30 protein-coding genes are annotated in these 25,593 nt (G+C 69.4%); 11 read left to right on the top strand and 19 right to left on the bottom strand.

All coding sequences use genetic code 11. The annotated features are described in order from the left end of the window. Positions 1 to 114: 114 nt before the first annotated feature. The 10 genes from VT52_RS08365 to VT52_RS08320 all read right to left on the bottom strand — a co-directional run bounded on the left by VT52_RS08365 (position 115) and on the right by VT52_RS08320 (position 6,224). The gene (locus tag VT52_RS08365; RefSeq protein WP_046417765.1) at positions 115 to 357 is read right to left on the bottom strand and encodes a hypothetical protein; all 243 of its coding nucleotides are present in this window, start codon (positions 355 to 357) and stop codon (positions 115 to 117) included. 17 nt (positions 358 to 374) lie between these two features. Next, the gene (locus tag VT52_RS08360; protein WP_046417617.1) at positions 375 to 569 is read right to left on the bottom strand and encodes a hypothetical protein; all 195 of its coding nucleotides are present in this window, start codon (positions 567 to 569) and stop codon (positions 375 to 377) included. Between the two features lie 25 nt (positions 570 to 594). After that, positions 595 to 786, bottom strand: coding sequence for a mobile element transfer protein (locus tag VT52_RS08355; RefSeq protein WP_039656601.1), 192 nt, complete (start codon positions 784 to 786; stop codon positions 595 to 597). Next, the gene (locus tag VT52_RS08350; protein WP_046417622.1) at positions 786 to 986 is read right to left on the bottom strand and encodes a hypothetical protein; all 201 of its coding nucleotides are present in this window, start codon (positions 984 to 986) and stop codon (positions 786 to 788) included. Before VT52_RS08350 ends, VT52_RS08355 begins: the two co-directional genes overlap by 1 nt. A gap of 20 nt (positions 987 to 1,006) precedes the next feature. Next, positions 1,007 to 1,609: a DUF2637 domain-containing protein gene (locus VT52_RS08345; RefSeq protein WP_046417624.1), complete on the bottom strand. Its 603-nt coding sequence runs from the start codon at positions 1,607 to 1,609 to the stop codon at positions 1,007 to 1,009. Positions 1,610 to 1,690: 81 nt separating this feature from the next. Then, the gene (locus VT52_RS08340) at positions 1,691 to 3,064 is read right to left on the bottom strand and encodes an FtsK/SpoIIIE domain-containing protein (RefSeq protein WP_046417626.1); all 1,374 of its coding nucleotides are present in this window, start codon (positions 3,062 to 3,064) and stop codon (positions 1,691 to 1,693) included. A gap of 5 nt (positions 3,065 to 3,069) precedes the next feature. Further along, positions 3,070 to 3,420: an SCO3933 family regulatory protein gene (locus VT52_RS08335; RefSeq protein ID WP_046417628.1), complete on the bottom strand. Its 351-nt coding sequence runs from the start codon at positions 3,418 to 3,420 to the stop codon at positions 3,070 to 3,072. Positions 3,421 to 3,947: 527 nt separating this feature from the next. Further along, positions 3,948 to 4,676, bottom strand: coding sequence for a GntR family transcriptional regulator (locus VT52_RS08330; RefSeq protein WP_046417629.1), 729 nt, complete (start codon positions 4,674 to 4,676; stop codon positions 3,948 to 3,950). 92 nt (positions 4,677 to 4,768) lie between these two features. Beyond that, positions 4,769 to 5,206: an ATP-binding protein gene (locus VT52_RS08325; RefSeq protein ID WP_046417631.1), complete on the bottom strand. Its 438-nt coding sequence runs from the start codon at positions 5,204 to 5,206 to the stop codon at positions 4,769 to 4,771. Positions 5,207 to 5,483: 277 nt separating this feature from the next. Next, positions 5,484 to 6,224 (bottom strand): GntR family transcriptional regulator, encoded by a 741-nt coding sequence (locus tag VT52_RS08320; protein WP_046417634.1) that lies wholly within the window; start codon positions 6,222 to 6,224, stop codon positions 5,484 to 5,486. Positions 6,225 to 6,376: 152 nt separating this feature from the next. On the opposite strand from VT52_RS08320, the gene VT52_RS08315 reads away from it, so the two are divergent. Next, a complete protein-coding gene (locus VT52_RS08315; protein WP_046417637.1) occupies positions 6,377 to 7,420 on the top strand; it encodes a DUF1152 domain-containing protein in 1,044 nt (347 codons plus the stop codon). A 332-nt stretch (positions 7,421 to 7,752) separates the two neighbouring features. On the opposite strand, the gene VT52_RS08310 is transcribed toward VT52_RS08315, so the two are convergent. Further along, complete coding sequence (locus tag VT52_RS08310; RefSeq protein WP_143070853.1) at positions 7,753 to 8,217, bottom strand: hypothetical protein; 465 nt, start codon at positions 8,215 to 8,217, stop codon at positions 7,753 to 7,755. Between the two features lie 128 nt (positions 8,218 to 8,345). After that, on the bottom strand, positions 8,346 to 8,858 hold the full coding sequence (locus VT52_RS08305; protein WP_046417642.1) for a hypothetical protein: 513 nt from the start codon (positions 8,856 to 8,858) through the stop codon (positions 8,346 to 8,348). 736 nt (positions 8,859 to 9,594) lie between these two features. On the opposite strand from VT52_RS08305, the gene VT52_RS08300 reads away from it, so the two are divergent. Continuing rightward, positions 9,595 to 9,897, top strand: coding sequence for a hypothetical protein (locus VT52_RS08300; RefSeq protein ID WP_046417644.1), 303 nt, complete (start codon positions 9,595 to 9,597; stop codon positions 9,895 to 9,897). 296 nt (positions 9,898 to 10,193) lie between these two features. Here VT52_RS08300 and VT52_RS08295 read toward each other — a convergent pair whose 3' ends face one another. From VT52_RS08295 to VT52_RS08285, 3 genes are all read right to left on the bottom strand, one after another. Further along, complete coding sequence (locus VT52_RS08295) at positions 10,194 to 10,796, bottom strand: hypothetical protein (RefSeq protein WP_046417646.1); 603 nt, start codon at positions 10,794 to 10,796, stop codon at positions 10,194 to 10,196. A gap of 1,034 nt (positions 10,797 to 11,830) precedes the next feature. Continuing rightward, entirely contained in the window at positions 11,831 to 13,153 is a 1,323-nt protein-coding gene (locus VT52_RS08290) for an APC family permease (RefSeq protein WP_206306463.1), read from the bottom strand. Between the two features lie 59 nt (positions 13,154 to 13,212). Further along, positions 13,213 to 13,410 (bottom strand): hypothetical protein, encoded by a 198-nt coding sequence (locus VT52_RS08285; RefSeq protein ID WP_046417653.1) that lies wholly within the window; start codon positions 13,408 to 13,410, stop codon positions 13,213 to 13,215. 903 nt (positions 13,411 to 14,313) lie between these two features. On the opposite strand from VT52_RS08285, the gene VT52_RS08280 reads away from it, so the two are divergent. The 4 genes from VT52_RS08280 to VT52_RS08265 all read left to right on the top strand — a co-directional run bounded on the left by VT52_RS08280 (position 14,314) and on the right by VT52_RS08265 (position 17,048). Next, positions 14,314 to 14,517, top strand: coding sequence for a cold-shock protein (locus tag VT52_RS08280; RefSeq protein ID WP_028799214.1), 204 nt, complete (start codon positions 14,314 to 14,316; stop codon positions 14,515 to 14,517). Positions 14,518 to 14,691: 174 nt separating this feature from the next. Then, positions 14,692 to 16,197: a DEAD/DEAH box helicase gene (locus VT52_RS08275; RefSeq protein ID WP_079174917.1), complete on the top strand. Its 1,506-nt coding sequence runs from the start codon at positions 14,692 to 14,694 to the stop codon at positions 16,195 to 16,197. Between the two features lie 108 nt (positions 16,198 to 16,305). After that, on the top strand, positions 16,306 to 16,653 hold the full coding sequence (locus VT52_RS08270; RefSeq protein ID WP_420856269.1) for a CBS domain-containing protein: 348 nt from the start codon (positions 16,306 to 16,308) through the stop codon (positions 16,651 to 16,653). A gap of 56 nt (positions 16,654 to 16,709) precedes the next feature. Beyond that, positions 16,710 to 17,048 (top strand): SCO5918 family protein, encoded by a 339-nt coding sequence (locus tag VT52_RS08265; RefSeq protein ID WP_046417658.1) that lies wholly within the window; start codon positions 16,710 to 16,712, stop codon positions 17,046 to 17,048. Positions 17,049 to 17,174: 126 nt separating this feature from the next. Here the strand turns inward: VT52_RS08265 and VT52_RS08260 are convergent, their stop codons facing one another. Further along, complete coding sequence (locus VT52_RS08260) at positions 17,175 to 17,549, bottom strand: hypothetical protein (RefSeq protein ID WP_046417664.1); 375 nt, start codon at positions 17,547 to 17,549, stop codon at positions 17,175 to 17,177. 640 nt (positions 17,550 to 18,189) lie between these two features. On the opposite strand from VT52_RS08260, the gene VT52_RS08255 reads away from it, so the two are divergent. From VT52_RS08255 to VT52_RS08235, 5 genes are all read left to right on the top strand, one after another. Next, positions 18,190 to 18,528, top strand: coding sequence for a MerR family transcriptional regulator (locus tag VT52_RS08255; protein WP_046417666.1), 339 nt, complete (start codon positions 18,190 to 18,192; stop codon positions 18,526 to 18,528). Positions 18,529 to 19,426: 898 nt separating this feature from the next. After that, on the top strand, positions 19,427 to 20,434 hold the full coding sequence (locus VT52_RS08250; RefSeq protein ID WP_046417667.1) for a L,D-transpeptidase: 1,008 nt from the start codon (positions 19,427 to 19,429) through the stop codon (positions 20,432 to 20,434). A 62-nt stretch (positions 20,435 to 20,496) separates the two neighbouring features. Continuing rightward, entirely contained in the window at positions 20,497 to 21,003 is a 507-nt protein-coding gene (locus VT52_RS08245) for a SigE family RNA polymerase sigma factor (protein ID WP_046417670.1), read from the top strand. Continuing rightward, positions 20,996 to 21,715, top strand: a complete 720-nt coding sequence (locus VT52_RS08240) for a hypothetical protein (protein WP_046417672.1) — start codon at positions 20,996 to 20,998, stop codon at positions 21,713 to 21,715. Before VT52_RS08245 ends, VT52_RS08240 begins: the two co-directional genes overlap by 8 nt. A gap of 324 nt (positions 21,716 to 22,039) precedes the next feature. After that, positions 22,040 to 23,437 carry an APC family permease gene (locus VT52_RS08235; RefSeq protein ID WP_079174915.1) on the top strand — a complete coding sequence of 466 codons (1,398 nt, stop codon included), beginning with the start codon at positions 22,040 to 22,042 and terminating at the stop codon, positions 23,435 to 23,437. Positions 23,438 to 23,468: 31 nt separating this feature from the next. On the opposite strand, the gene VT52_RS08230 is transcribed toward VT52_RS08235, so the two are convergent. The 3 genes from VT52_RS08230 to VT52_RS08220 form a co-directional block, all read right to left on the bottom strand. Further along, positions 23,469 to 24,062 carry an Rv1733c family protein gene (locus tag VT52_RS08230; RefSeq protein ID WP_053055433.1) on the bottom strand — a complete coding sequence of 198 codons (594 nt, stop codon included), beginning with the start codon at positions 24,060 to 24,062 and terminating at the stop codon, positions 23,469 to 23,471. 94 nt (positions 24,063 to 24,156) lie between these two features. Further along, positions 24,157 to 24,687, bottom strand: a complete 531-nt coding sequence (locus VT52_RS08225; RefSeq protein WP_046417674.1) for a TerD family protein — start codon at positions 24,685 to 24,687, stop codon at positions 24,157 to 24,159. A gap of 398 nt (positions 24,688 to 25,085) precedes the next feature. Next, positions 25,086 to 25,592: a GNAT family N-acetyltransferase gene (locus VT52_RS08220; RefSeq protein WP_046417677.1), complete on the bottom strand. Its 507-nt coding sequence runs from the start codon at positions 25,590 to 25,592 to the stop codon at positions 25,086 to 25,088. Between the last annotated feature and the right edge of the window lies 1 nt (position 25,593).

Here is a 25,593-nt window from a genome sequence, read left to right as displayed (position 1 = left end):
GGGGGCGGAGTCTGCCGGGTGATGATGGGACTTCCTTTCGGCTGTTTCGGCGGTGGGAAGGGACGGCCCCGGGGCGGCGGGATGCTTGGCGGCGTTTGCCGCCCCGGTGGCCGGTCAGCGCCTGTCGGCGCCGTTGACGAGGGAGCGCAGGACCACGGCGGCGACGGCCACGGACACGGCCGTGACGGCGACCGCCGCGAGAAGTGCGGTGAGGACGATGCCGACGACGACCACCGCGGCGACCGCACCCGCGTAAGGCGCGAGCGGGCGGCCGGCGAACGCCAGTGGAGCGCGGTCCTGGTGCCCGTGGACCGTGGTGGGCGGGTGCGGGATGTCGGGCGGCCGGGGGCGGAACAGCATGGCGGGCCTTCTTGTCATTTGTCGGTGCCGTTGACGACGTCGACCCCGGAGCGGGTGCCGGTCTCGATGGCGGGGGCGAGGAAGGTGTGGGAGAGCCAGAAGCCGAACAGGGCGATCACGACGGCGACCCAGAGGCGGACGCCGAGGAACTTGATCGCGGCCCAGGCGATGACGCCCAGGACGAAGACGAGCGGCAGCGAGACGGTCACGGGATCTCCTCAGCGGATCAGCAGATCAGCGGACGCGGCAGCGGTGGGTGCGGGCGGCCAGCTCGGCGGCGGTGCGGCTGTCGTAGTCGTTCGAGAAGCCGCAGCGCGGAGCCGTGCAGACGGCGGCGTGCTTCTCACGGCCCCGGCCGTCGTAGTACGTGCCGACCTGCACGGGACCGATGCGGACGACTCGGCGGAAGCGAGGGTTGGCGGGCATCAGGGCAGTTCCTTCGAGTCCGGGTGGTTCTCGCCGGTGAAGTCGGCGACGTGGTCGAGGAGCCACTGCCGGATCTCCTCGCCCTCGTACTCGTCGGCGGTGAGGATCACGGGTTCGGCGATGAGCATGGCTTCGGTAAGGCGGTTCTGGCGGGTCAGCTCGGCGGCGCGGTTCAGCGCGCGGAGCGTGGACGGGCGCATGGGCGGAAGTTCTCCTGAGTTCAGGTGAGTTGGGCAGCGATGGCTTCGGCGAGCGGCAGCGGGACGCCGAGTCGGGCGCGAAGCGTCGAGGTGTCGATGGGGGTTCCGGTCCGGGCCCGGTGTTCGTCGGCGACCTTGCGGGCGTGAGCGACGAGGGCGGGCGGGACAGGCGTTGTGGACGGCGGAGCCGGTTCGGGTTCGAGGGCCGGTGGTTCAGGGACCGGCGGAGCCGGAGTCGCCGTGGCGTTGGACGCGGGTTCAGGTGATCCGTGGGCGAGGAGGGTGCTGCCGAGGAAGGCGACGGCGGGCCATCCGGCGACGAGGATGCGCAGCCAGGCCGGTACGGCGTTCAGGTCGAGGAGGCCGGCGGTGGCGACGTTGGCACCGAGCGAGGCGGTCAGCGCAACCAGGAACCAGCACCACCCGGCCGCTTTCGACCCGCCGGACCGCAGGCGCCGCCAGGCCGCCACCAACAGCAGGTCGACGGAGACCGGATAGGCCCACGCCTTCCAGCCGTCCTGCCCGGCGGCCGAGGCCAGGTCGTGCAGGTGGGCGAAGGACAGTGCGGCGGCGATCAGCGCTTGGACGAGTACGGCGTCGAGGCGGACGGGCAGCGAGCGCACGGCGTCACTCCTTCCGGTTCCGGGCATGGCGGGGTAGGGAGTCGGCGCGGTACGGCCACGCCGGCCGATGCTTCGGGTGGGTTACTCGGTGACCGGGCGAGAGGTGGTCACGGGCCCGGAGGCTTCTACGGGCGCGGGTGGGACGTACGGCCGGAAGCCGGCGAGCGCCGGTACGTCCGGGACGAGGTGAGCCGATTTCCGGCAGGTCTCGGCGGCGGCGCCGAGGGAGAGGTACGGGGTGCGGATGCGGGACCAGCCGCCGGAGGTGTCGCCGACGACGGCCAGGCCGGGCAGCTCGGCAGCGATGGAGCAGGCGGCGAGTACGGCTTCGGGTGCGATGTCGCCGAGCGCCATCTTGGCGGATGCTTCGTCGTTGACGCGGTGGCAGACGCGGCCGGTGAGCTGGGCGCGGAGCATGGTGGCGCCCTTGCCGAGTTCGGCGCCGAACCGCTGTCCGCACACTTCCAGGTAGATGCCGGCCGCGCGGCCGAGCTGGGCGAGCCGGATGAGCTGGGTGACCATCTCGTCCCGCCGCTCTTCGTCCTTGCGGGTGGCGACCAGGAACAGCTCGGCTACCTCGTCGACGAACACCACGACGGGCACGGGCCGTTCGCAGTCGGGCAGGCCCCAGATGTCCGAGGTGATCTCCTCGTCCGGGGTGCCTGGTGCGATGCCCTGCCGGGCCTTGATCAGGTCGTATCGGTCCTCCATTTCCTTGACCAGGACGGGCAGCAGCTCCGCCGCTTCAGTGGGGTCGGTCGCCAGTGCCGACAGGCGCGAGGCGAACGGCGCCAGCTCGACCCCGCGCTTGCAGTCGATGCCGACCAGGGCCACGGGTTGGAGCGCGAGGCCGGAGATGAGATGGCGCAGGTACATGGACTTGCCGGACAGCGTGGCGCCGAGGACGAGTCCGTGAGGTACGGCGCGGTAGTCGCGGACGAACGCGGTCGCGTCCTCCCGCAGCGCCACCGGAACCCGCAGAAGCCCGCTGTCGACACGGCGCGGCATGCGCACCTTGCGCAGGACGTCGAAGCCGACGAGCCGGAGTTCGACGACACCAGGCTTGACGTCCCGTACGTGCACGGCGTGAACGCCCCAGGCGTGCCGGAGGCGTTCCGCCGAGGCGGCCACGTCCGCCGGTTCCTGCCCCGGCGCCAGCCGCAGCCGGAGCCGCAGTCCGGTCGAGGTGGGCCGGATGACGCCCCGGCGGGGTGGCACCGGCCGCACCTCACGACGTGTGGTCGCTCGGACGGCCAGGGCCCGCAGCCGGGACGGCTCCATGGTTAGGCCGCAGGCGTCCATGGTCGAGGAGTACGAGGCCAGCAGCCGGGCCACCGAGAGCGGCAGCCCGACCGTGGACCAGTACGCCGCCGGGTGGGCGTGCCGGGCGTAGACCGCACCGCCCACGGCGGCGAGCGAACCGCCCAGCTCGGCCAACGTCACGAGGTCGGTCACGTCGATCAGCCCGCCTGAGCCATCTGGAAGGCGCCGGGCATGACGGCGGTGGCGCGGTAGGCGATGCCGTGCCGCTGCTGCCCGTTGAACACCGACTCCCACGGCCGGGCAACCAGCCCCGGCAGCGAGACCGGCGAGCCGAGGGCCAGCCCCTCGGCGACGCCGCCCTCGGGGACGGTGACCTTGATGAGCGAGGACTCGCCGTCCTCGATGTAGACGACGCCGATCGTCATCAGCGCCTCACCGCTCACGGCGTCCTTGGCGATCTCACCGGTCTGCCGGTCGCGCACCTTCGGCGCCGGCGCTTCGGTCAGCAGGATCGTGGCGGTCGAGGCGTCAACGCGGATCACACGCACAGGAATGTCTCCTTCTGGGATCGATCAACCCGCCACCTGACAGGTTGACTTAGCAAGTTCGAGCTAGAGATGCCAGGTTGACTTGTCAAGTGAGAACGAGGCGTGTGCCGCCACCCTCCTTGACCGGCCCGAGCCGTCTCAGAATTCGGTTTGCCGGAGCTGCGCGATCAGCCAACCTGAGGCCATGCCTCGCAGAATCATGTTCATCCAGCTCAAGACGGGTTACGACATCGACCGCGGACCCTCGTGGATCGGTTGGGTGGACTTCTCCAAGACCTGGAAGACCGCCTACTTCCAGGGCCGGACGCTACGGCGCGCCACGCGGCGCGGCATGTCCGACGCGAACTTCTACGACGTCGAGACCGACGAGGAGTTCTGGATTTCCGGCCCGAAGCGCGACCGGAGCGACACGCGGTACGGACCGGAGGCACCGACCGTGGAGGCGACGCCGCCGACGCCTACCGGTCGTTTCTCCAGGGCGTGCCCCTCCCCGGCAGGGAGGACGGTTAGCCACACCCGGAGCGGACTCAGCTCAGGCGGTAGGTGTCTTCAAGCTCCTGCCGGTCGGCAGGAAGCAGCACGTCGGACACTTGCAGGGCTTGTCCAGAAGCGTCGCAGGCGATGATCAGGACGCTCAGGACAGGAACGCCGTCGGGCAACCCCAGCAGCTCGGCGTCACCGCTGTCCGGGATCCGGACCGACACCCGTTCCGTCACATGGTCGAAGCGGATCTTCTTCCGCGCCTCCAAGTGCGCACGCGTGCTGCCGCTCAGGGGTACGGCGCTCTCCAGCTCGGTGCCCTCGACCAGGCCGGCGGGGAAGTAGGACGAGATCAGCTCGACCGGTTCGCCGTCGTCCTCGACCAGGAGCCGCCGCATGAGGACCTTGGCGCGCTTCGGCACCCCGAGCGCGGAAGCCACACGCGCCGGAACGGGAACGTAGCCGACCTTGACCAGCGCCCCCGACCCCTGCGACTCGTCGCGGGCGAGCACTTTCCTGCCCCGGCGGTCCCTCTGCTCGACGCCGGCCGGACGACCGCGCACGATGGTGCCGTACCCCTGCCGGGACTCCAGCCAGCCGTCCCGCTTCAACAGCTCCAGCGCCCGGACGACCGTCGGGCGGGACATCCCGAAGGCTTGCACCAGTTGGTTCTCACTCGGCACACGGGTGCCCGGCGCGTACGTCCCGTCCTCGATGCGACCCTGAATGGTCTGAGCGAGGCGTACGTACTTCGGTGCCTCCACTTCATACGCCATGAGTGCTGCCGCCTGTCGAGAATGGCCAAGTCAACTGGTCAACCAGACTAGCGACCAATCCGCCGGCGCAGTACCAGCGGAACGTATTCCCGTCATGACGGCCAGGCATCATCGACCATGAAGAAGACCACTGTCCCGCCGAATCGGCTGGGCCCGGAGTGCCACGAGTCGGCGATGGAGTCGACCAGGAGCAGTCCGCGTCCGTGAGCGTCGTTGGCATCGGGTCGGCGCAGTCGCACGTTCGCCGGGAAGCCAGGGTTGTGCACCTCGACCCGGAGCGAGTCCCCCTCGCGGAACCACTCGACCCGTACAAGCCACGGATCCTCCGACCGCCCGAAGACGATGGCGTTGGTCACCAGCTCCGAGATCATCAGCACGCAGTCGTCGACCGAGCAGGCCGGGTCGTATGGGGCGATGAACTTCCGGAACCAGCGCCGCGCCCGAGGGATGGACTCCGCGACGGGGTGCAAGGTCATCGCCCCGAGCCGAGGCGAGTCCTCAGAGGGATAGCGGTCGATCATGTAGGCCATCCGCGCTCACTCCTTGCCGCTGCCGTCGCAGTCGAGGCAGCGCCGCTTCGATGTGGCACGGGTGCGGTCGGCGGCGGTGGCCAGTGCCAGGGTCGTACGCGAACCGACACGCTTCCATCCGCGCCCCCGGCACCCTCGGCACACTGGGCGCGTGCCCCGATCCGGCCGCTGACTCGTCACGCCATGCCCCCTTCCGATCAAGTGGCCTTAGCCACTTACTGGATAGTGGCATTGGCCACTTGGGCTGTGCAAGCGGTTCGCCATGATTGGCGAGTCGTCAGGAGAGCGGGTAGCCCTGCTCGAACGCCCAGCGGTGCGGCGGGTAGGTGGCTTCGGCGAACTCCAGCGGCCGGTCCTGGAGGTCGAAGACGACGTGATGCACGATCAGGACCGGCGAGTTGGGCTCCAGATGCAGGTCGGCGGCTTCCTCGTTCGTTGCCGTACGGGCGCACATCCGATCTTCGGCGTAACTGCCCTGGCGACCGGTCATGTTCTCGACGTACATGAGGGTCCCTTCCTGGATCCGCCCCGGATCCGTCAGCTTGGGCGCCCGCCGGCCCACATCTGCCCCGAACCACGAGGTGGACAGAGTGATGGGTCCGTCCTGGTTGTTGGTGACCCGCCGCCGGTGCACGGCTCGACGGTCCTTGACCAGGCCGAGCGCCTCAGCGACGTGATCCGGGGCGTCGAGCCAGCCCGCCGAGGTGATGACGGCGTACTCGCCGGGGGTGTAGATCTTCCCGGTCTGCCGGGCACGCCCGTACAACTCGCGGGCCCGCCGGTTCACTTCGAGGCTGCGTACGTAGGTGCCGGACCCCTGCCGCTTCTCGACAAGCCCCTGATGACTCAGCGCCTCCAAGGCCCGCGCGGCCGTCGGCCGGGACACCTTCCAGTCGGCCGCGAGTTGCCGTTCCGAGGGAACCTCGTCTCCCGGTCGCAGGTCACCCCGAAGAATCTGATCGCGGATGAAGTGCGCGATCTGGAGATACTTCGGCTGAGCCTCCTCGATCTGGGGCATGTGCCCTCCTCGTCCCGTGCCGCATGGTCGGCAAGTGGCTATGGCCTCTAGCCACTATAGGGTGAGTGGTCAACGCCGGAACCCGTACTCTTGGGCCCATGACGCGGTTGATCGTCGCAGCAGGAGGAGGGGGCGACGCAGTCGCCGCCGCCATGCTCCACGCCGCCCTGTATGGCAACGACAGCGATCCGGCGGTGATCCTCACCTACGCGTGGGACCGCTTGCTGATCGACCCGGTACCGGGCCCGCGAGGAGCCGACGACTTCACCGGCCTGGAGCCGATCACCCCGGCCGTCTGGAAGGTGCCGGCGCAGGCCCGCCCCATCGCACCGGCGGGATCCACTCTCCCCCGACTCGCGGCAGAACTCCCGCACACGTTCGCACTGCTCGACCCGAAGCAGGGTGCCGAGGGCGTGACCCGCCAGCTCGAAGAGTTGGTGACCCACCTGGCGCCCGAGTCGATCGACCTCCTGGACGTCGGCGGCGATGTGCTGGCCCGGGGCGATGAACCGACACTCAAGAGCCCACTCGCGGACGCCCTCACACTGGCCGCGTGCTGCCAGACGAACGCACCGATCCGGCTGCTGATCGCCGGTCCGGGCCTGGACGGCGAACTACCGCTCGACGACCTGCGCGGCTTGCTCGGCCCAGTCGTCCACACCTTCACCGCGAAGGACGTGGAGCCCATCAGCCCGGTCCTGGAGTGGCACCCCTCCGAGGCCACCGGCATGCTCGCGGCAACCGCCCGAGGAGTGCGCGGCACGTGCGAAGTCCGGGACGCAGGAGTCCCCATCCCACTCACCGACGAAGGGCCGGCCGTCCACGCAGTCGACCTGGACGAGGCCCTGAGCCGCAACGAATTGGCCCGCGCGGTCCTGGCAACGACCACCCTGGACGAGGCAGAGACCCTGTGCCGTGAAATCTGCGGCTTCTCGGAGATCGACTACGAGCGCAACAAGGCCCTCTGGCTCAAGGACCAGCAGGCGGCGAAGCTCGACCCCCAAGCGGTACTGGCCGGCGTCGAGCAGTTCGAGGCGGAAGCCCGAAGCCGCGGAGTCACCCACACGACGTTCCGCCACCTCACCGAGGCCCTGAACATCAACGGCTCGCAGCGGGACGCCCTCCGCACCCTGCTCATCAACAGCCGACCGGAGCAGTACACGGCCCCACTGTGGCACGTACCAGCCGAAGCCTGAGTAACAACTTTCTTCACGGGTTCAAGTGCGGCTCGCTCCGCTCCCCGCGCGCGGCCCGGCCCCCGGCCGGGCCTGCGCTCCAGTCTCCGCCCCGCTCCAGCCCGGCCGGCGCCCGTGCCGCGCGCACAGCAATCAGCCGCATGAGGCCAGAGAAGGGGTGCGTCGTGGCTGGGGCGGTCGGCTCCGCGATTTTAGGCAGCCACTTTGGCGCGAGCCTCGAAGATCATGGCCCCAACGTCGTGCTTTACCGGGCAGGTCCACAGACTGCCCGACGCGCCGGAAGCTTACGGGGCCATGATCACTCGCGCCAAAGCAGCTCCAGCCCAAAATCGCTACGCCGCCCGCTCGGTCTCCGCACCAGGCTCGACCATGCTTCGGACTATCAGGCCAAGCGCGTCGGCCTGTTCCGGGGTGAGCTGGTCGAGGAGCGGTGCAAGGTTCATCACTCTCGGAGAGACACCGCCGTGCGGCTCCTGCCCGTACCAATCGGCGGCGACCATGGCGGCAACCTGCTCTACTGTCGTACCGAAGAGCTTGGCGATGCCGGGGAACTCATCGGGTGTGGGAGGCCCCACACGCGCGCCGCCGGAAGTCACCCCCCATGCTCCGCACTCCACGATGTTCTTCCACCACGAGTGCGAGCGGGCTCGATCGCACTCCACCGACATGGAGATGTAGTCCTTCTTGCGCGCGATGCTCCGCGCGGTGTCCCTGAATGGAGTACTGGCCATATTGCGACCATGCCAGATGTGCGCGAGTTTCACACTAGCTTTCAAAAACCTTTGAATGATGGACACTTCGCTGCCCGGACCTTGAGGGGCGTGCCGACTGGGCGCTGTTGTTCAGTTGCAAGTGGCACTGGATCCGCGTGGGGCATGAAGCGAGCCCTGCGCAGCGGGACCGCGCAGGGCTCAGACTCAACCCATCACTTGGACTGAGTCCACTCCTTGTCGAACCACTCAAGGAACGGCACGACGCCGCCGACCTTGGCGATCCGCTCGTGAATCGCCCTCTGGTCGTGCCCGGCCACGAAGTTGCGGCCCGACGGTGTCTCTGTGCCGCATCCGCAGGCGCAGACAGTCCTGTCGAACGGGGCGTCGAAGTACTGGACCGGGTTCTGGCTCTTACCCACAGGTGCCTCGCCGCCCACGTACTTGTCGTACACCGGGTGGCCCGGCTTGAGGATCACGCCGCTGACAGTGCGTCGGCCGTCGGGGTCCGGGTTCGAGATGCTGTCGATCTCGACGGCCAGGACGACGATGCCCATGGCGGTAAACAGCACGTACCGCTCACGGTCAGCGCGGGCGCCGAGCTTCCAGCGCCCGCGAGCCGCCTCGTACGCCTCCTCGTCGGTCAGCCCAGGTCGCCAGCCTGCGGACGACTGCCCGTACTCATTGAGCTGAAACGTCCGGTAAGTGCCGAGTGTGATGGCGAGCATGTCTTACCCCCTCCTTCTAGCCAGGGATACTGCATCCCGGGGTTACGGCAAGAGGTTAGAACCTGTGTCGCTCTCGACGCAATCCCGGGATGCAAAGTCTCTTTGCTGACCTATGCGCGATCAACGCGATCCCGGGAATCAAAGTATTTGGAGGGCGTTCCAATGATCCGAACGTCGAGTGGTTCTCCCCGACCGGCAACCGCTGCCGTACAGCAGCGAAGTACAGCAACCCCAGCAACCGGCCATGACCGACAGCCGCTCTGAGGAACCGCGCGGCGGCCTCTATGGCCCCCGTTGACCGATCTCTCTAGAGCTACGGATCAGGTGCTCCCGTCGCCGGCGTCAGCAGGACGCAGTACCAGTGCGTGTCTAACTGCGTGACAACGCAGACGTACGACGGCGGACGAGCACGGACACCTGCGGACCATCAGCGCAGGTTAGAGGTACACCAGCCCCAGGTACAGCCCCCACCCAAGTTGCTTCGGGACGAAGAAGTCCTTACCCAATGCCTCGCTGCCACAGTTCCGCCGTCGCCGGTTGCTCTGGCTGATGTCACCGGCCAACGCGGCTGAGGCCGGTGCAGGTGGAGCGAGGCACACGCGTGCCTGGTCGGTCAGCGCAACCGCCGTCGTGGCTGACTGTCGTCGGCTGAGGCCCAACCGGGCCCGGTACCGGGCCCCTGAGCGGACGAGGCCAGCGCGAGTTGTAAGCGCCGTCCTGCTGGCAGGATGCTGCCATGCCCGAGTACACGATCAGCACCCGGAGCGGCGCTGACTGGCCTGACATACCTGCTGGCAAGCTCTCCAGCCACCTCGCGCCGAAGTCTCAGCCATGCGAGATCGTGGAGGACGGCAGCGTCCTCGTCCTCCGCATCGGTGACGCCACCATCCACGTCTCCTGGGAGATCCTCGGGACCTGGTACGTCGACATCGAAGGCTCCGCATCTCTTGAGCAGGCGGACACGATCGCGTCCGAGATCGCACGCCAGCTTGGGGACGCGACCGCCGAACAGGCTGCCTGGTACCGAGTCACCGACTGAGGAAACTCACCATCCTGATCTCACGTCCCCGCCCGACGGGCTCACACCAGGGGCCGACACCAAGAGCGGCGGACGAGCGCGAATCAAAGCAGCCGCCGCGGCCACCACACTGCTATGAGGTCGTGCCAGACCCGTGCCAGATGGTGCGGGGAACCGCGGGGAACACCGGGGAACCAGCCAGCCTCGCTCCAGGCACCGATACGGCTCAGCGGCAGGTCAACAGCGGAGTACGCCCCGATTCACCTCAGCTTCCCAAGCTGAGCGCGTCCGGCACTTGTCCGCGTACCCCCGAGGAGTCAGAGAAGGTCCCGCCAGAAGGGGACCGTCGCTCGCGGGTTCCAGCTCTCGCCGGCCTCGCCCCGAGCCTCGTCGAACTCCTGGTGCATGTAGTCCACCAGGTCCAGCCCGTAGTAGATGACATCGGTCTGCCACATCGAGAGCACCGGATGCCCGAAGCTGCCACGGCCGGCAGGCAAGTACCGGTGGGCGTACACGGGCACGAGCACCGGTACCTCCGCAAGATGCCGTCGCGCCGTATCCAGTGCCGCCGTCTCGTCGGCTGGACGCTCACCCCAGCCCTCGTACCAGAACCCGTTGTGCTCAACATCGAGCAGAACACCCTCGACCGGCCAGTCGAGCTGTCTGCGCAAGCTGTCCAGGTCACCGCCCCGCCACTCCGGCCAGGGCCTGGACCAGGTCTGCCCCTCTTCCGGAGGGACGTTAACCGGAAGACCAGTTGCAAGAAACGCTCGGTGATCGTCTGCGAACTCGAAGCCATACTCCTGCTCGATGCGCGCGAACTCGACGTCCGTCAGCCCCGACTCAAACTCATAGAGACCCGTCGCTGCCAGACGGCATGCGGCCTCCGCACCCAGGCGTACTCCCTCACAGCTGATCACTGCTGCACGCTAGCGCCAACCGGCGCCCGCGGTCACCCGAGTTGTGCGCGGGCCCCGTCTCAGTTTCCGTCTCATTCAGCATGGTTCACGGCCGTTCAGGGGAGACCGGACGCCGAGAGTGAGTGAGCGTCCATCCGCCGATGAACCCAGGTGAACCCTCCTGCACGCGCGCCGACGACCCACCACCACAGTTGGAAAGCGTGCGTCTGCTCTACCGACAGTCGCCAGGCTCGGTGCGCGGCTGGCGCTGGCAGGTCTCTCCTTAGCCATCGACGAAGCCCGACCGTCGGTTAGGTCCCGGGCCGTACCCGGTCCGCCCCCAGACAGAGCCGGGGATGCAACTGCTCTACAGATCTGGACACCTCGGAGCCAGCCGCGCGTCTGAGACCCTAGCCGCGCCCACTGACAACGCGTCCCACCAGTACGACCTCTGACTCCCTACGGCCTGCACCACAAGCGCACCAGATCGAGCGGGGAACAGCGGGGAACAGCGGGGAACCACGGTGAAAGCAGTCGAGCCCGACGAGGACCCTGCACGGCCCTTTGCGCAGGTCAGCGCCCGAACCGCCCACAAATGCCCGCAGCTTCCCAAGCTGAGAGCGCGAGTTCGATTCTCGTCACCCGCTCCATGCGAAGCCCCCAGGTCAGTGACCCGGGGGTTCTTTGTCGTCTGGATCGGTGGGCGGGTTGTGCACCACGACCGCACCACTGAGGCCCGCCTCCTTGCCGGCCTCCAGGGTCGCCGCTCCTTGCGGTACTGATGATGCTCCGCGTATGACTGCGCGAGGACACGAAGTGCGTACGCGAGACCGGCGGCGCGCGGGTCCGTGGGATCCATCACCTTGAAGTCCCGCGCCAGCATATGCGTGGTCGTCCTCCTCGTTGCGCGTGCGGAGGAACTTGAGAAGGTGGTCCATCGGCGTCGCTGCCGTCCGGCCGAGTGGACGCAGAGAGTGACCCGCAGATCACGCCGGCACCCGAGCCTCAGGGTGGACCGGCAAGCCCCTGGCGCGGTGCCTGCGATCCGGTTCCGGTCACCGCTTCGGCTCGGAGCCACGCGGCTTGGTGCCCGCCGGAGGAGTGCGGCCGCGCGCCCGGATGACGGCCTCGGCCAGCACGGCGACGCCGAGCATGGCGCCGAACACGGCGAGCTGCCGCGGGATGGTGGTGGCGGCGTAAGCGGTCAGCGCGGCAAGGCATCCGACGCACGCTGCCACGCCGCATCCGGCGGCGGCCCTTGCGGCGAGGCGGGCGTCCGGGACCCGGGAGGCGGCGAGGTTCACGGCGGCGAAGACGATCAGAAAGCCGGCCGATCCCATCAGGCTGATGCCTTCGATGTCGACCAGGTTGACGATCAGGAGTGTGCCGAGGGTGGTGGCGATGAGCCCGCCGATCGGGCGGTTCCAGACCGGCTCGGCAAGGTGCTCGGGCAGTTCACCGTGGCGGGCCATCAGGTAGGTGAACTTGGCGGTGCCGTAGAGGGTGGCGTTGATGGCGCTCGCAGTGGAGACGACGGCGGCGATCGCGACGAGGGAGAACCCCGCCTGGCCCAGCAGCGGCCGTGCCGCGATCGCCAGGGCGTAATCCCGGTCATGTGCGATCTGCCACGGGGTGAGGTTGCCGACCGCGACGAAGGCCACCAGCACGTACAGAACGATCACGCCGCCGATGGAGACGAGATACGCCCGCGGAAGAGTGCGCTCCGGATCCACGGCGTCCTCCGCGGCGTTGGCGATCAGTTCGAAACCCTCGTAGCCGAGGAAGATCAGGGTGCCGGCGTAGACGACGGCACTGCCGTGCGGATACGCCGACGGAGCGACCCGGGCCGTGTCCACGAACGCCAGCCCGCCGATGCAGAAGACCAGCAGGACGGCCACCTTGAAGTACACGAGCACCGACTCCGCCCGGCCGACCACCTGGGCACCGGCCAGATTGAGCCCCGCGAAGCAGATCACGACGACACTGCCGAACAGTCGGTGCCAGCCGCCGGACAGGCCCAGCAGCGCGGTCAGATAGGAACCGAAAGCGACGGCGTAGAGCCCGAGCATCACGAAGTAGCTCAGCCACAACAGCAGGTTGAGCGGTCCGGCCACCCGCGTTCCGAAGGACTGGTCGAGGAACGCGGCCGTGCCCCCGCGGCTGCGGACCCGTACCGACAACAGCGCGTAGGAGACACCCGTCAGAGCCGCCACGATGCCACCGACGAGGAAAGAGACATAGGCGCCCGCGCCCGCCACCTGCACGGTCAGCCCCAGGACCGAAAAGATCCCCCCACCCACCATGCCGCCGACACCGATCGACACGAGAGCCGGCACACCCAGCCCTGTCGGCTGTTCCCGCACACCTGATGCCCTCACCCGGCCTCCTCGCCTCGGGGCCCGCCACGCAGTGACTCGTTCCCGGGCACCGGCCGTCATCACGCACCAGTGAACGGGAGAGGCAGGTCGCCGGCACTGACATCGGCTTCCGGCTCGTAGCAGCTGGTGGAGCCGGTGGAGTCACCGTAGGCGGCGGCATGGTCGCCGACACGCTTATCCGCCGGGTGAACACCCGTGTAGACGGCGACGGACTGAACGGCCTGATCGCCCATCCGGACCTTGTCTCGCGACGTCATACTTCTCCCACCCCGATCTACGTCTGCGGGCATCCTCCCGCAGCGGCTGGATCTGCCTGCACACGCCCAACCGCTCGCTCATGTGCTTCCGCAACAGAGGTCATCCGACCGGTGCCCGTTCCCAGGCTCGAGTGCTCTGCCGTCAATCGCGAGGTGCCTGCACCGCCCCCGCCCAGCGGCGTGCCCATGTCGTGCCCATGTCGTGCCCATAAGACCGGACACCCACGGTGAACACCGGTGCCTCGCCCCGTTCCCGCGAGCCGCGCATGAGCACAAAAGCCCAGTTCAGGCACCCTCTGATGAGCCAAGCGCCGTCGCGTCCCAAGCTGAGAGCGCGAGTTCGATTCCCGTCACCCGCGCCGATCCCGACCGTACCGACAGGCAGGGGCCGGCAAGGAGATGCCCGAGCGGGCCTGCCGGAAGCACTCCGCAGGAACGGGCCGAGGGCCACCTCCTGCGCGACTGGCAGTCATCGACGCCCCGGCCCCCGCCCTGGAAGCCGTCAGCCACTGATCCGGCGTGACCGCCACACCGCGAACTAGCCTGCCACCGCTGCCACTCGCCCGCGTCAGCACCACTGCCCCCAGGTCGGAGCCGGCTGGAGCACCACCCGAGTCAGAGCGGGAGTCCGAGGGCGCTCACCGTCCCGCAGGGATTTTCATACGGCAGCCTGGAGGACAATATCTGTGGTCGTGACATAAGAAATCGACGCGGCGCACAGTGACTATTCCTGCGATCACATTCGGTGCGGAATTATTTACCCAGCAGAGCCGGCGCCGACGTGCTACTGTCGCCATCAGTTGCAGGTGTGGTTGCCAGAAGGTTTTTCCGACGGCCGATCATCACGGCGACACGGAATGCGCACAGGGCGTGTTCCTGACACCGTCCCGAAGGAGAAACGAAATGGCTACCGGTACCGTGAAGTGGTTCAACGCGGAAAAGGGATTCGGCTTCATCGAGCAGGACGGCGGCGGCGCCGACGTCTTCGCCCACTACTCGAACATCGCCACTCAGGGCTTCCGCGAGCTCCTGGAGGGCCAGAAGGTGTCGTTCGACATCGCGCAGGGACAGAAGGGCCCGACGGCCGAGAACATCGTTCCCGCCTGACGATGCGGCATTGACGCATACTTCGCAGCTGGGGCCCGCACCTTGGGGTGCGGGCCCCAGCTCGCTTTTTTCAGGGTTGTCCGACCCGGATTTTTCGGCTCGTTCTCGCGATTCTCTGCGCCGCTCATTCCGCTGCGGAATTCCTTGATACGCGCCCATCGAGGAAGGTTCCGCATGAACCGCACGCGTTCCACTCGCACACGTTCCACTCACGTACGCACCGCTCGCACATACGACCGCTTCGACGGTCGTTCCGCCGAGGACCGTTCCCGTGTTCCGCGCCGCTCCGACGGTTACGGAAAACCGCAACCCGCGCGAGGCGAATTCGCGCCGCCGAAGACGGTCACGCCCGCGTTGCCCGCCGCCGAGTCGTTCGCCGATCTCGCCATGCCGACACCACTGCTGACCACGCTCGCCCACGAGGGCGTGACCGTGCCGTTCCCCATCCAGGCGGCGACCCTGCCGAACTCCCTGGCCGGCCGTGACGTACTCGGTCGCGGCCGCACCGGGTCGGGCAAGACCCTGGCCTTCGGCCTGGCGGTACTGGCCCGTACCGCCGGCCGGCGCGCCGAGCCGTGCCGACCACTGGCCCTGATCCTCGTGCCCACCCGCGAGTTGGCCCAGCAGGTCACCGACGCGCTCGCTCCCTACGCCCGCTCGGTGAGGCTGCGGCTCGCCACCGTCGTCGGTGGCATGCCCATCGGCAGGCAGGCCGGCGCCCTGCGCGGTGGCGCGGAGGTGGTGGTCGCGACGCCCGGTCGGCTCCGTGACCTCGTCGACCGGGGCGACTGCCGGCTCGACGACGTCGGCATCACGGTTCTCGACGAGGCCGACCAGATGACCGACATGGGCTTCATGCCCCAGGTCGCCGCCCTGCTCGACCTGGTACGCCCGGAGGGCCAGCGCATGCTGTTCTCGGCCACCCTGGACCGCAACGTGGACCTGCTGGTCCGCCGCTACCTGACCGATCCGGTGGTCCACTCCGTCGACCCGTCGGCCGGTGCCGTCACCACGATGGAGCACCACGTGCTCCACGTGCACGACGCCGACAAGCACCGCACGACCACCGAGATCGCGGCCAGGGACGGCCGGGTCATCATGTTCCTGGACACCAAGCACGCCGTGGACAGGCTGACCGAGCACCTGCTGGACAGCGGTGTCCGCGCCGCGGCCCTGCACGGTGGCAGGACCCAGCCGCAGCGCACCCGGACCCTGGCCCAGTTCAAGGACGGACACGTCACCGTCCTGGTGGCCACCAACGTCGCGGCCCGCGGCATCCACATCGACAGCCTCGACCTGGTCGTCAACGTGGATCCGCCGAGCGACCACAAGGACTACCTGCACCGCGGCGGCCGCACAGCCCGCGCCGGCGAGTCCGGCAGCGTCGTCACCCTCGTGACACCCGGTCAGCGCCGTGGCGTCACCCGGCTGATGGCGTCGGCCGGCATCACCCCGCGCGTCACTCCGGTCCGCTCCGGCGAGGCGGAGTTGAGCCGCATCACGGGCGCGCAGGCACCCTCCGGCGTCCCGGTGGTCATCGCCGCGCCGGCCGTGGAACGCCCCCGCCGCACGTCCTCGCCGTCCCGGAGTCGCCGGGGCCGCACAGGCCGGGGCCGGCCCGTGGGCGCGCGGGCGCGCCGCGGGGCTCGGCCGGAGCCCGGCGGCAACTCGGCCGCCTAGACCGACCTCAGTCCCCGGCAGTCCCGGGACCGCGCGGTGACCCCTCCTTCGGTCTTCGGGGAAGCCGCCGAACGCCGAAGCGAGCAGCCACGACCGAAGGAGAAACACTTGACGCCAACGCGGATGCGGTACCGCGGACCTGACCCGGCCCCCGTCGTCGTGGTCGGCGGCATCGCAGGGCACGGTCTCCGGGTGTGCGACGACATGACCGTCGAGGTGGCTCTGGCCGTCATGGCGGGCGCCCGGGTCGAGTACCTGACCGTGTGCGACGGGGACGACCAGAGCACGGGCTCGATCACGAAAGGCCGGCTCGCTGTTCTCCGTGACAGCGCCGCGTACACGGACCGCATCCGGCTGCGCGACGTCCTCGCAGAAGCGCTGCCCTCGCCCAGCACCCGCACCGAGGGGGCCGGCGAGTACGGCCGGCTTCCGGACGTACTCGTCTCCTCGGGCTGATCCGCCTTCCCCGACCGGCTCGTCCGTCTTCTCCCGCGATTCCCCTGTGAGGCATCATGCGCTGTGTCATCGCCCGGTATCCCTTCGAGCTGACCAAGGCCGGGGTGCTGGCTTCGATGGAGGGCGTCAGGCCCGAGGCCGTCACCGCCGAGTCCGTGACCATCGGCCGCCACCGCTACCCCGTCAAGCAAGTGGGCCAGGTCATCACACGGCAGGACCGGCGTGACTTCACTTCGGTCGAAGTCACGCGGGCCCTGACGCGCCTCGGCTTCACCTGTCACGACCGTCCCGAGACCGCGTCCGTGGACACGGGCGTGAGCGGCCACTCTCCGCTCCGAGCGGCGTCCACGCTCCTCGGAGGCACCGGCTACGGTTCCGGCTCCATGACTGTCTGAGGACCGGCGGAAGCCGCCCTCGGACCCCGGTGGGGGCCCTGTCGACACGCGTCGGCAGGGCCCCCACCGCCGTGCCGCCGGCCGCTCGGGGAACGCCGCCCGGAAGAGGGGTGCGCGGGTGGCGTCTCAGCGATCGGAGTAGCTGAGATCGCCCACCGTCCACGCGCTGACGTCCTTGATCGCGACCCGGTACATCCCGCCCGTCTCCGGGAGCCCGAGGCTGCCTTGCAGGATCCGGGCGAGATGGAAGTGCAGATGCGTGGGCGGCTCACCGCGGCCGGGCCGGTATCCCCGCGGGCCGCGGGCGAAGACGTCGGAGAACACGCCGAGACGATCCGAGTCCCTCAGGACCTCCGCCACCCGCTCCCTCCATACCGCCTCCGGAGCCAGCCGGCCGGTGAGGACGGCGCCGCCGACGACCACGGTCAGCGACATCTGATTGCTTCGCTCGGACTCCACCGCGGCGGAAATGGCGACGAGCAGCTCATCAGGGTTCGACATGCAGCAGAGCCTATGCGCCCGCCCGTGGAGCCCGTTCGCCCATTCGCCCGCGGGAGGACCGGCCGCGCGTGCCAGGAGGCAGCTCCGGCCCGGCAGCCAGGGCTGACCGCGGGAAGTCCTCCTCCACCTGAAGAGTGAAATCTATAGTTGCCAGTAGACATTTTTTCTCTGTAGTGGATAGACTTCCTCTCGTAGAGATGATCGAACGAGGCCGGCCAGACATGAACTGGCAGGTGACTGAAGACGAAGTACGCAAGTCGGTGCGGCTCCCGAACCTCGAAGCCAAGGCGTTGCCAGAGCGGCGACGAGGCTGGGGGCCGCACCGGGTGGCTCGCAGGTCGCGAAGCCACCACCGGCGGTACCGGTTCACACACAGTGGCTGGTTCAAAGAGAAGAGGAGGAGCAGACACCATCAGGATCGCCCGGACCGAGAACCACTCGGCCGGGTACCGCAAGACCCCGGAATGGATGGTGGTCCCCGGTCACGCAGCTGCGATCCCCCGCTCCGCCCTGCCGGGCCGGACAGCGGAAAAGAGAAGGTCGGCCCAGCAGTAGTGCCGACAGATGGTGTTGAATTTCCTTCGGGGCCCTGGTGCCGTACGGCACCAGGGCCCCTCGACGCGTTGCACAGCGAGGTGACATGACATCGGACAACCCACTGAATGATCGTCTGGACGACGACGACTACCCCGCATACACGATGGGCCGGGCAGCCGAGATGCTCGGTACCACCCCGGCCTTCCTCCGGGCCATCGGCGAGGCTCGGCTGATCACTCCCCTCCGCTCGGAGGGAGGACACCGCCGGTACTCCCGCTACCAGCTGCGGATCGCCGCTCGCGCTCGCGAACTCGTCGACAAGGGAACCCCGATCGAGGCCGCATGCCGCATCGTCATCCTCGAGGACCAGCTCGAGGAAGCACAGCGCATCAACGCCGAGTACCGCCGCTCCGCAGCCAAGGCAGCGGACGGCTCCGGCTGAGAACCCGGGCTCGGGCCGACGGCCTGAGGAGAGACACGGCCCGAAGAATCGCCGGCAGACCGAGAAACAGCGGTCGGTTTCGTGCCGGCGACGGGATCAGGTCGGCCCGGATCCCGCGCGGCCGGTGCACCGGACCTCCCCGTCCGAGAAGGCCAGGACAAGCTCTACGCCGGTCCGGGGGGTGAGCATCTGGTCCGCCTCGGCAAGAAGCATGTGACGTCTCCGTCGAGCGTCGTATCCTCGGCGTGCCCACCAGAGCGGCCAGGCACGGCAACAGGGGGGCGATCCGCACCGCCGCGGCCGGACCGCCCGGCAGAACTGCACAGGCTGTCCGCGCGCTGGTGCCGCAAGCGCCGTCGCTCGCGGCATGTCCAAACGGACACCCGCGCGGGCCATGGGCTTCGACGCCTCCTCCGTCAGCCACATGGATTCCGGCCGCCACAGTCCCACCGAGAAGTTCGCCCGCATCGCCGACGAGGTCCTCAACACCGGCAAGGCGATCCGGCGCCGGTGGTGCGCCTACGAGCAAGCCCAGGTACGCGAGACGCAGGCCAAGCGCCCCTCGGCGGCACTGCCCGTGCCGTGCCGCGCAGGTCCTCCCCGGGAGCGATCCGCCGGCCGTTCGTGCGCTCCGGGTCGGCGCGGCGAATCGTGGTCTTCGGTGTGCCGGTGTCGACACCTCCGTGGCGCTCGTCGCCGGGTGGGTGGGAGGTGAGTCCGTACGTGGGCGGCGTCGGCCGCCACGCCACCGGCTGCGGCAGGTACGGCCGTGTGACCGCGCCCGTCAGGTGCGCGCGGAGTCCGGGCCGACGGTCCCCGGAAAAAGTTCCGACGCGATGCAACCCGGCGCCGAGCCCGTGCGTAGAGGAGTCGACAACCACACCTCACAGGAGTTTTCATGCACTCGAACCGTTCGACGAGGCGGGCCGTCGGCCGTCTCGGGGCCGCTGTCGCGGCCTGTGTCGCTCTGCTCTCGGCCGTCGGCTGCTCGGCGAACGCGGGCACCGGCGTTCGGACGGCCGCCGGCACACCGGATGCCGAGGCGTCCCCCTCGAAGGCCGTGGGCGGCGACAAGGACGGCGGGGGCGACGCGTCCAACGCCCGCCCGGCGCCGTCCGTGCCGGAGCCCGCCGTGCTCGCGCGGGCGCGGGTGCACATATCCGACGGAGACACGGTCGGTGTGGGCATGCCGATTTCCGTCACCTTTCCCCGGCCGGTCCCCACCGCCGAGCGCAAGGCCGTGGAGAGCTGGCTGCGCGTGCAGACCTCGTCCGGCACGACCGGTGCGTGGAGTTGGGTGCGGGACCGGAACCTCCTGGACGGGCAGCGTGTGGACTTCCGCCCCAGCAGCACGTATTGGAAGCCGGGCACCAAGATCACTCTCCACCGCGGCTCGCACGGCGTGAGCCGCTTCACCATCGGCCGCTCGCTGGTCGCCACCGTCGACACGAAGACGGACATGATGACCGTCGACACCGGCGGGAAGACGAACCGCATCCCGATCACCGCGGGGAGGCCGGGACTGGACACCTGGAAGGGGACGATGGTCGTGATGGACAAGCAGCCCAAGGTGTTCATGGACTCCCGCACCGTGGGCATGGGCCCGAACGACACGTACCGCGGCTACTACTACTGGGCCCTGCACCTGACGGCGTCCGGTACCTACGTGCACCAGAACGCGCACGCCGACGTCGCGGCCGGACACAGCAACGTCACACACGGCTGTGTCGGCCTCGCCACCAGCACCGCCAAGGGCTTCTACGACCAGGTCATGGTCGGCGACGTCATCAAGGTCACCGGGGCGAACAAGGACACGGTCGCCACCGGGAACGGCTACGGTGACTGGAACCTGACCTGGGATCAGTGGCTCGCCCACAGCGCCGCCGGCGCCACCACGACCGCATGACCCCCGCCGCAACGGCGGCGGTACACCCCGCGCCGCGCGTCGTAGGAAGAAAGCACCACCAGTTGACCGAAGCCGAGTTCGACCTCTTCTACACGGCTGCCTACCCGCGTCTGGTGGGCCAGCTGTACGCCCTGACGGGCGACCAGGCCGAGGCTCAGGACGTGGTCCAGGAGGCGTTCATACGTGCCTGGGACCGGCGTTCGTCCGTCCTGGACGGTGACCGGGATCCCGAGGCGTGGATCCGCACGGTGGCACACCGTCTGGCGATGAGCCGATGGCGGCGAGCACGCCACTGGTGGCAGCTGGTGCGGGGCGAGCACGCCCCGCGACCGGTGTCCGAACCGAGCCCGGACCACGTGGCGTTGGTCGCCGCTCTGCGGCGCCTGCCGGAAGCCCAGCGGACCGCGGTCGTGCTGCACCACCTGTGCGATCTGAGCGTGGCGCAGATCGCCGCCGAGACCGGCGCGGCTCCCGGCACCATAAAGGCGCGTCTGTCACGCGGCCGCACCGCACTCGCCGCTCACCTCGTGAGCGAAGCACCGCACCCGACGGAGGAAGCCTGTGCCTGAGCAGCAGCCCCCGCAGCCGCTGACCGAGTCGGAGCTGTCCGCCCGCCTCCACCACCTGGCCTCAGGAGTCATGGCACCGGTCCCGGCCTCGGGCGCACAGGTCAGAGGCCAGGCGGTACGCCGACGCCGCAACCGGCGCGCCGCGCTCTCCGCCACCGTCCTCGCGGCGGCGGCCCTCACCATCGTCGCCACCGGCGTCCCCGGCTCCCCCACCGCGCCGGCCACGCCTCCCGCGACGTCCGTGTCCCGCACCCCCCGGCCCGCCCCGTCGCCCGCGCCCGTCCGGCGAATAACGATCGACCTGAACTCCAGGTTCTTGGCCGTCGAGGGCGAGGAGTACGGCATCGCCGGGCCCGTACCCGTCTGCCCGATCGGCGAGACGATGGTCACGGTCACCGCCAAGTACCCCACGCTGACCGTGCCCGGCCCGGCCGGCGTCGGCGGGGCCCCGACGGTCAGGCGGTGGGCGGTCACCTTCACCGACCGCCGGCACCACGAACGGCTGCTGTTCTGGGCCCTGGACAGATCCGAGGGTCTCGACAGCGTCGGCCACGGCACCTCCGGCTCCATCGCCCTCCCGTACGACACCGGCAAGGAGGTGTACGACGTCGTCGGGCCGGGCACGCGGGTGGAGATCAAGGGCTGGCAGGCCGCGAACGCGCAGCCGGACTCCGTCTGCTCCGACCGTCGGCCGATCACCGACGCCCGCTGACACAGGATCGCCGGATCACCGGATCACCGGGGGGGAGCCCCGTCCAGGAAGGAGGAACCGGTCGCACCGCGGTCGTCGCACCGTCGACCGGAGGAGCACGAACGAGCGTCATCGCGGGTGTGCCGCCGCATACCGACGACGAGGAGAGGCGCGCCGGCGAGGCACGGAACGCAGGCACTCTGCAACGACCTTGACGCGTCCTTGACGAGATCTTGATGGTGTGATGGCGACTTCCTGACGTACCGTTGTCGGCGGTGTGCCGGGAAGTCTGGTCGGCGAGGTTCTCTTCATCGTTTCCTTCCGACAGGTCCGAGAGGTCTTCGCATGCCCGCCACCACCCATGCCGCCGTCACATCGGAGGCCCCCGGCGCCCCGCGCGGCCGTGCCCCGCGCCGTTCCGTCCTCTTCTTCGCGTTCGCCTTCGCGGTGATCGCCGATCCGGTTTCCTCCGTGGCGTACGCGATCGAGGCGGCGCTGCGTGCTCTGCACGGCGACCTGGCGCTGCTGCTGCCCACGATGAGCCTGGTGATCGGGCTGGTCGTCGTGGTCACCGCCAACTACTGGCAACTGGTGCGCCGCTTCCCCAAGGGCGGCGGCGCGGCCGCGGCGGCGGCACGGGCGTTCGGTCCGAGGTGGACGTTTCTGCCCATCGGGGCGCTGGTGGTCGACTTCGTGCTCACCATCGGCATCTCGATCGCGGCAGCGTCGAGCGCGGTGATCGCCCTCTTCCCGGGTCTGTCGGCCTTCCGTGTCCCGCTGGCCTTGGTGCTGCTGCTCGTGGTGGCCGGGCTGACCTGGTTCGGGCACGGTGGACGGCTGCTGTTCGCCGTCATGACCGTGGCCTTCGTGGTGATCTCCGTGGCCGTGCTGGTCCTCGGATTCGCCGCACCCCACGCCACCGGCCACGCGGTCACCACGCACGACGCCGGCCACCCGGCGATGCTCGCCGTGGTGCTGGCCTTCCCGGTCGCCATGGCACTGGCCACCGGGGTCGAGGCGCCGTCGACCGCGATCGCGCAGCTCGGCCAGCTCGACGACACCCACCGCCGCCGTTTCGGCCGGGGCACCCTGGCCCTGCTGGTGGTGATCGTCGGCGGTCTGACGCTCGCACTGACCGCGCTCGCCGTCCGGCTGCACATCGGTATCCCGGGCGCCGACTCGACGCAGATCGCCGACATCGCCCACGCCGCCGCCGGACCGGGCTGGCTCTACGACGCCTTCCAGCTGACCAGCTCGCTGCTGCTGCTCGCCGCCGCCAGCTCCTCCTTCCAGGCCGGCCCCGGCCTGCTCAAGGCCCTGTCCGGCACACCCGAGCGGCCGGGCGTGCTGCCGCCGGTGCTCGGCCGGACCAACCACCACCACACCCCGTACTGGTCCGTGGTGGTCTACATGGCCGCGGCGGCGCTCATCATCGTCGCGGCGGCCGGCCAGGAACAGGAACTCGTCCTCTTCTACGCCGTCGCCGTCTTCGTCAGCTTCCTGGTGGGTCTGCTCGCCATGACCCGCTTCGCCCGCAGCGAGGACAAGCCCGTACTGGCCTGGGTCAACGGTGTCGCAGCCACCGCGGTGGCGTTCACCCTGGTGGTGAACCTGCTCCGCGGGTGGCCGATGCTGTCGATGGTGGCCACGCTCCTGATAGCCGCCGGTCTGTACGTCCGCTGGAACCGGGCCGGCCGGCCCAGCGGCATCGAGGACGTCGAGGCCCAGGCCGAGGCGGACTGAACCGACGGGTGGGACCCGCGCGGGGCGGCGGTCAGGCGGTCCTGCCGCCCCATCGGGGGTCGGCGCGCTCCCACTCCAGCGCCCACTGCCTCATCCGGCGCCGGTCCAGCAGAGCACGTACGGCTCGCGCGGAGCCCCAGACGGTTCCTCCCACGGCCATGGCCGCGCCCGCGCCGATGAGCGAGGACCTCAGCAGCGCGTCGGACCGGTCCGGAGGCCGGGGCACCAGGTCCCCGCGGGAAGTGATCCATACCGGCACGCGAGTCCCCTCAGGGGTGTGAGCGGGCACCGCGGCCCGCCCGGTCCGCGGGCGGCCGTCGGGAGTCGTCCACCGGACCGTCGCGCCGGCGTTGTCGCCCACGTCCGCGTGTGTGGGCGCCGCTTCCCTGACGCGCCCCAGGAGGACCGCCACGACCTGTCGGCGGGCGGAGCGGTCCTCCTCGAAACCCCGGTCCGCGGCCGCTGCGGCCACCGTGCCCGCGGCCGCGCCGCCCAGCACGCCCAAGGTCCACGCGGCGAGCAGCAGCCACGCCTCGACGACATCGCTGGTCCGCCGGAGCGGACTGCGTCGCCACCGCCAAAGCCTCGTACGGAACTCCTCGCACCGGCTAGGCGTCATCGCCATGGGCCGACACCCCCTTACGAGCACCAGCGCCTCTCCGTGGTGTTGTCCGGAACCGTAAGGAATGCTCCCGCCGAGCGAAAGACCCGGGAAGCGGTTATTGCCGCGGGCTGCCCATCTCCGCGGTGAAGAGCACCGGGTCGCTGTCGAAACCCCGGATCATCTCGTGCGGCTTCCAGGTTCCCGCGGAGTCTCTGGTGAACTCGACCACCGTCGCGGCAGTGGCATCGGCGACCTCCTGGAAGTCGTCCGCGATCAGCTGCCGGTACCCCTGGACGACGACCACCCCGGCGTTGGAGATGTCTCCGAACGTCCGGGGCCCGCTGTTCTGGTGGATGGCCACCCCGACCACCACACGCTGGTACTCGGGCGCCAGCCGGTCGGGCTCCAGCACCATCACCTCGACGAACCCGAAGCCCATACCGGTCTGGCTGTGCCGGCTCATGTTGATGGTGCCGTCCGGCGACCGGCTGTCGTAGTGCACGACGTACACCGGCCGCCCGTAGGGATCGTCCGACGAGTAGGTCGCGGCGATGATGTCGAGATGCCGGGGTGCTTCCCCGAGAGGGCTCGGATCCCACTTGAGCCGCACCTCGACCTTGCCCAGCTCCTTGCCGCCACCGCTCACCCTGCCGCTCCCCACTCAGCACCGCCGCGAACACCTCTGGTCAAGTATGTGTTCTGGACGCGGCTTTGACGCCTCCTTAGCGGTTTCTCACCGACGCCGAGATCGTGTCGCTCATGGTGCCCGGCTCGGCGCGCCGGCCGCTCAGGGGCTCCCGTGACCGCGGGCGCAGGCGGCGGGTCACGGCCGCGGCGCTCCGGGCTTGTGGCGGGCTTGTGGGGAGGGGGGTGGTGTCGAAGCTTCACGAGTTCCCGGACCGACGTGGCTCGGGGATCTCTTCTGAGCCACCCCCCTTGGTCGCGCGCTCTTCGTAGAGACAGCAGACCGACCCGACGTTCCGCAGCGTACTTGCAGCCGCTTCGGTTCTCGTCGTCCGCTCCGTGCGAAAATCCCAGGTCGGGTCACGTGACGACGGGGCTTCGGCGCTCGATGAGGAGGACGTCTCGCCAGAGGCCGTGAAGCTTCCCGATGCGTTCCCGGGTGCCGATGACGCGGAATCCCGCTCGCCCGTGCAGCGCGAGGCTGGCGGTGTTCTCGGGGAAGATTCCCGATTGGATCGTCCAGATCCCGGCGGCCTCGGTGGAGCCGATCAGTTCCTCCAGCAGTGCGGCGCCGATGCCGTGCCCGCGACTGGCGGGGTGGACGTACACCGAGTGCTCGACGACGCCGGCGTACGCGCATCGGTCCGAGACCGGTGCGGCGGCGACCCAGCCCAGGACGCCGCCCGCGTCGTCGAGGGCGACGTACCGGTGCCGCGGCAGCTTGGTCGTGTCGAACGCTTCCCAGCTGGGGGCGGTGGTCTCGAAGGTGGCGTCGCCCTCGTCGATGCCGAGCCGGTAGATCGTCAGGACCTGCCGGGCGTGCTCGGGGAGCATCGCGGCGACACGGTAGGTGCCGGCCGTGGCCATG

The organism is Streptomyces malaysiense, from assembly GCF_000980885.2.
Classification (GTDB): domain Bacteria; phylum Actinomycetota; class Actinomycetes; order Streptomycetales; family Streptomycetaceae; genus Streptomyces; species Streptomyces malaysiense.
Note: the sequence above shows the minus strand (reverse complement) of the source record. Positions and strands in the feature narration are given on the sequence as shown.

Bases quoted from the DNA above. Each gene is read 5' to 3' on its own strand.
- VT52_RS08305 (WP_046417642.1), bottom strand. From the start codon at position 8,858: ATGCTCGCCATCACACTCGGCACTTACCGGACGTTTCAGCTCAATGAG.
- VT52_RS08350 (WP_046417622.1), bottom strand. From the start codon at position 986: ATGCGCCCGTCCACGCTCCGCGCGCTGAACCGCGCCGCCGAGCTGACC.
- VT52_RS08265 (WP_046417658.1), top strand. From the start codon at position 16,710: ATGCGCTGTGTCATCGCCCGGTATCCCTTCGAGCTGACCAAGGCCGGG.
- VT52_RS08330 (WP_046417629.1), bottom strand. From the start codon at position 4,676: ATGGCGTATGAAGTGGAGGCACCGAAGTACGTACGCCTCGCTCAGACC.
- VT52_RS08235 (WP_079174915.1), top strand. From the start codon at position 22,040: ATGCCCGCCACCACCCATGCCGCCGTCACATCGGAGGCCCCCGGCGCC.
- VT52_RS08285 (WP_046417653.1), bottom strand. From the start codon at position 13,410: ATGACGTCGCGAGACAAGGTCCGGATGGGCGATCAGGCCGTTCAGTCC.
- VT52_RS08300 (WP_046417644.1), top strand. From the start codon at position 9,595: ATGCCCGAGTACACGATCAGCACCCGGAGCGGCGCTGACTGGCCTGAC.
- VT52_RS08320 (WP_046417634.1), bottom strand. From the start codon at position 6,224: ATGCCCCAGATCGAGGAGGCTCAGCCGAAGTATCTCCAGATCGCGCAC.
- VT52_RS08275 (WP_079174917.1), top strand. From the start codon at position 14,692: ATGAACCGCACGCGTTCCACTCGCACACGTTCCACTCACGTACGCACC.
- VT52_RS08325 (WP_046417631.1), bottom strand. From the start codon at position 5,206: ATGGCCTACATGATCGACCGCTATCCCTCTGAGGACTCGCCTCGGCTC.
- VT52_RS08230 (WP_053055433.1), bottom strand. From the start codon at position 24,062: ATGGCGATGACGCCTAGCCGGTGCGAGGAGTTCCGTACGAGGCTTTGG.
- VT52_RS08250 (WP_046417667.1), top strand. From the start codon at position 19,427: ATGCACTCGAACCGTTCGACGAGGCGGGCCGTCGGCCGTCTCGGGGCC.
- VT52_RS08255 (WP_046417666.1), top strand. From the start codon at position 18,190: ATGACATCGGACAACCCACTGAATGATCGTCTGGACGACGACGACTAC.
- VT52_RS08355 (WP_039656601.1), bottom strand. From the start codon at position 786: ATGCCCGCCAACCCTCGCTTCCGCCGAGTCGTCCGCATCGGTCCCGTG.
- VT52_RS08220 (WP_046417677.1), bottom strand. From the start codon at position 25,592: ATGGCCACGGCCGGCACCTACCGTGTCGCCGCGATGCTCCCCGAGCAC.
- VT52_RS08315 (WP_046417637.1), top strand. From the start codon at position 6,377: ATGCTCCACGCCGCCCTGTATGGCAACGACAGCGATCCGGCGGTGATC.
- VT52_RS08260 (WP_046417664.1), bottom strand. From the start codon at position 17,549: ATGTCGAACCCTGATGAGCTGCTCGTCGCCATTTCCGCCGCGGTGGAG.
- VT52_RS08280 (WP_028799214.1), top strand. From the start codon at position 14,314: ATGGCTACCGGTACCGTGAAGTGGTTCAACGCGGAAAAGGGATTCGGC.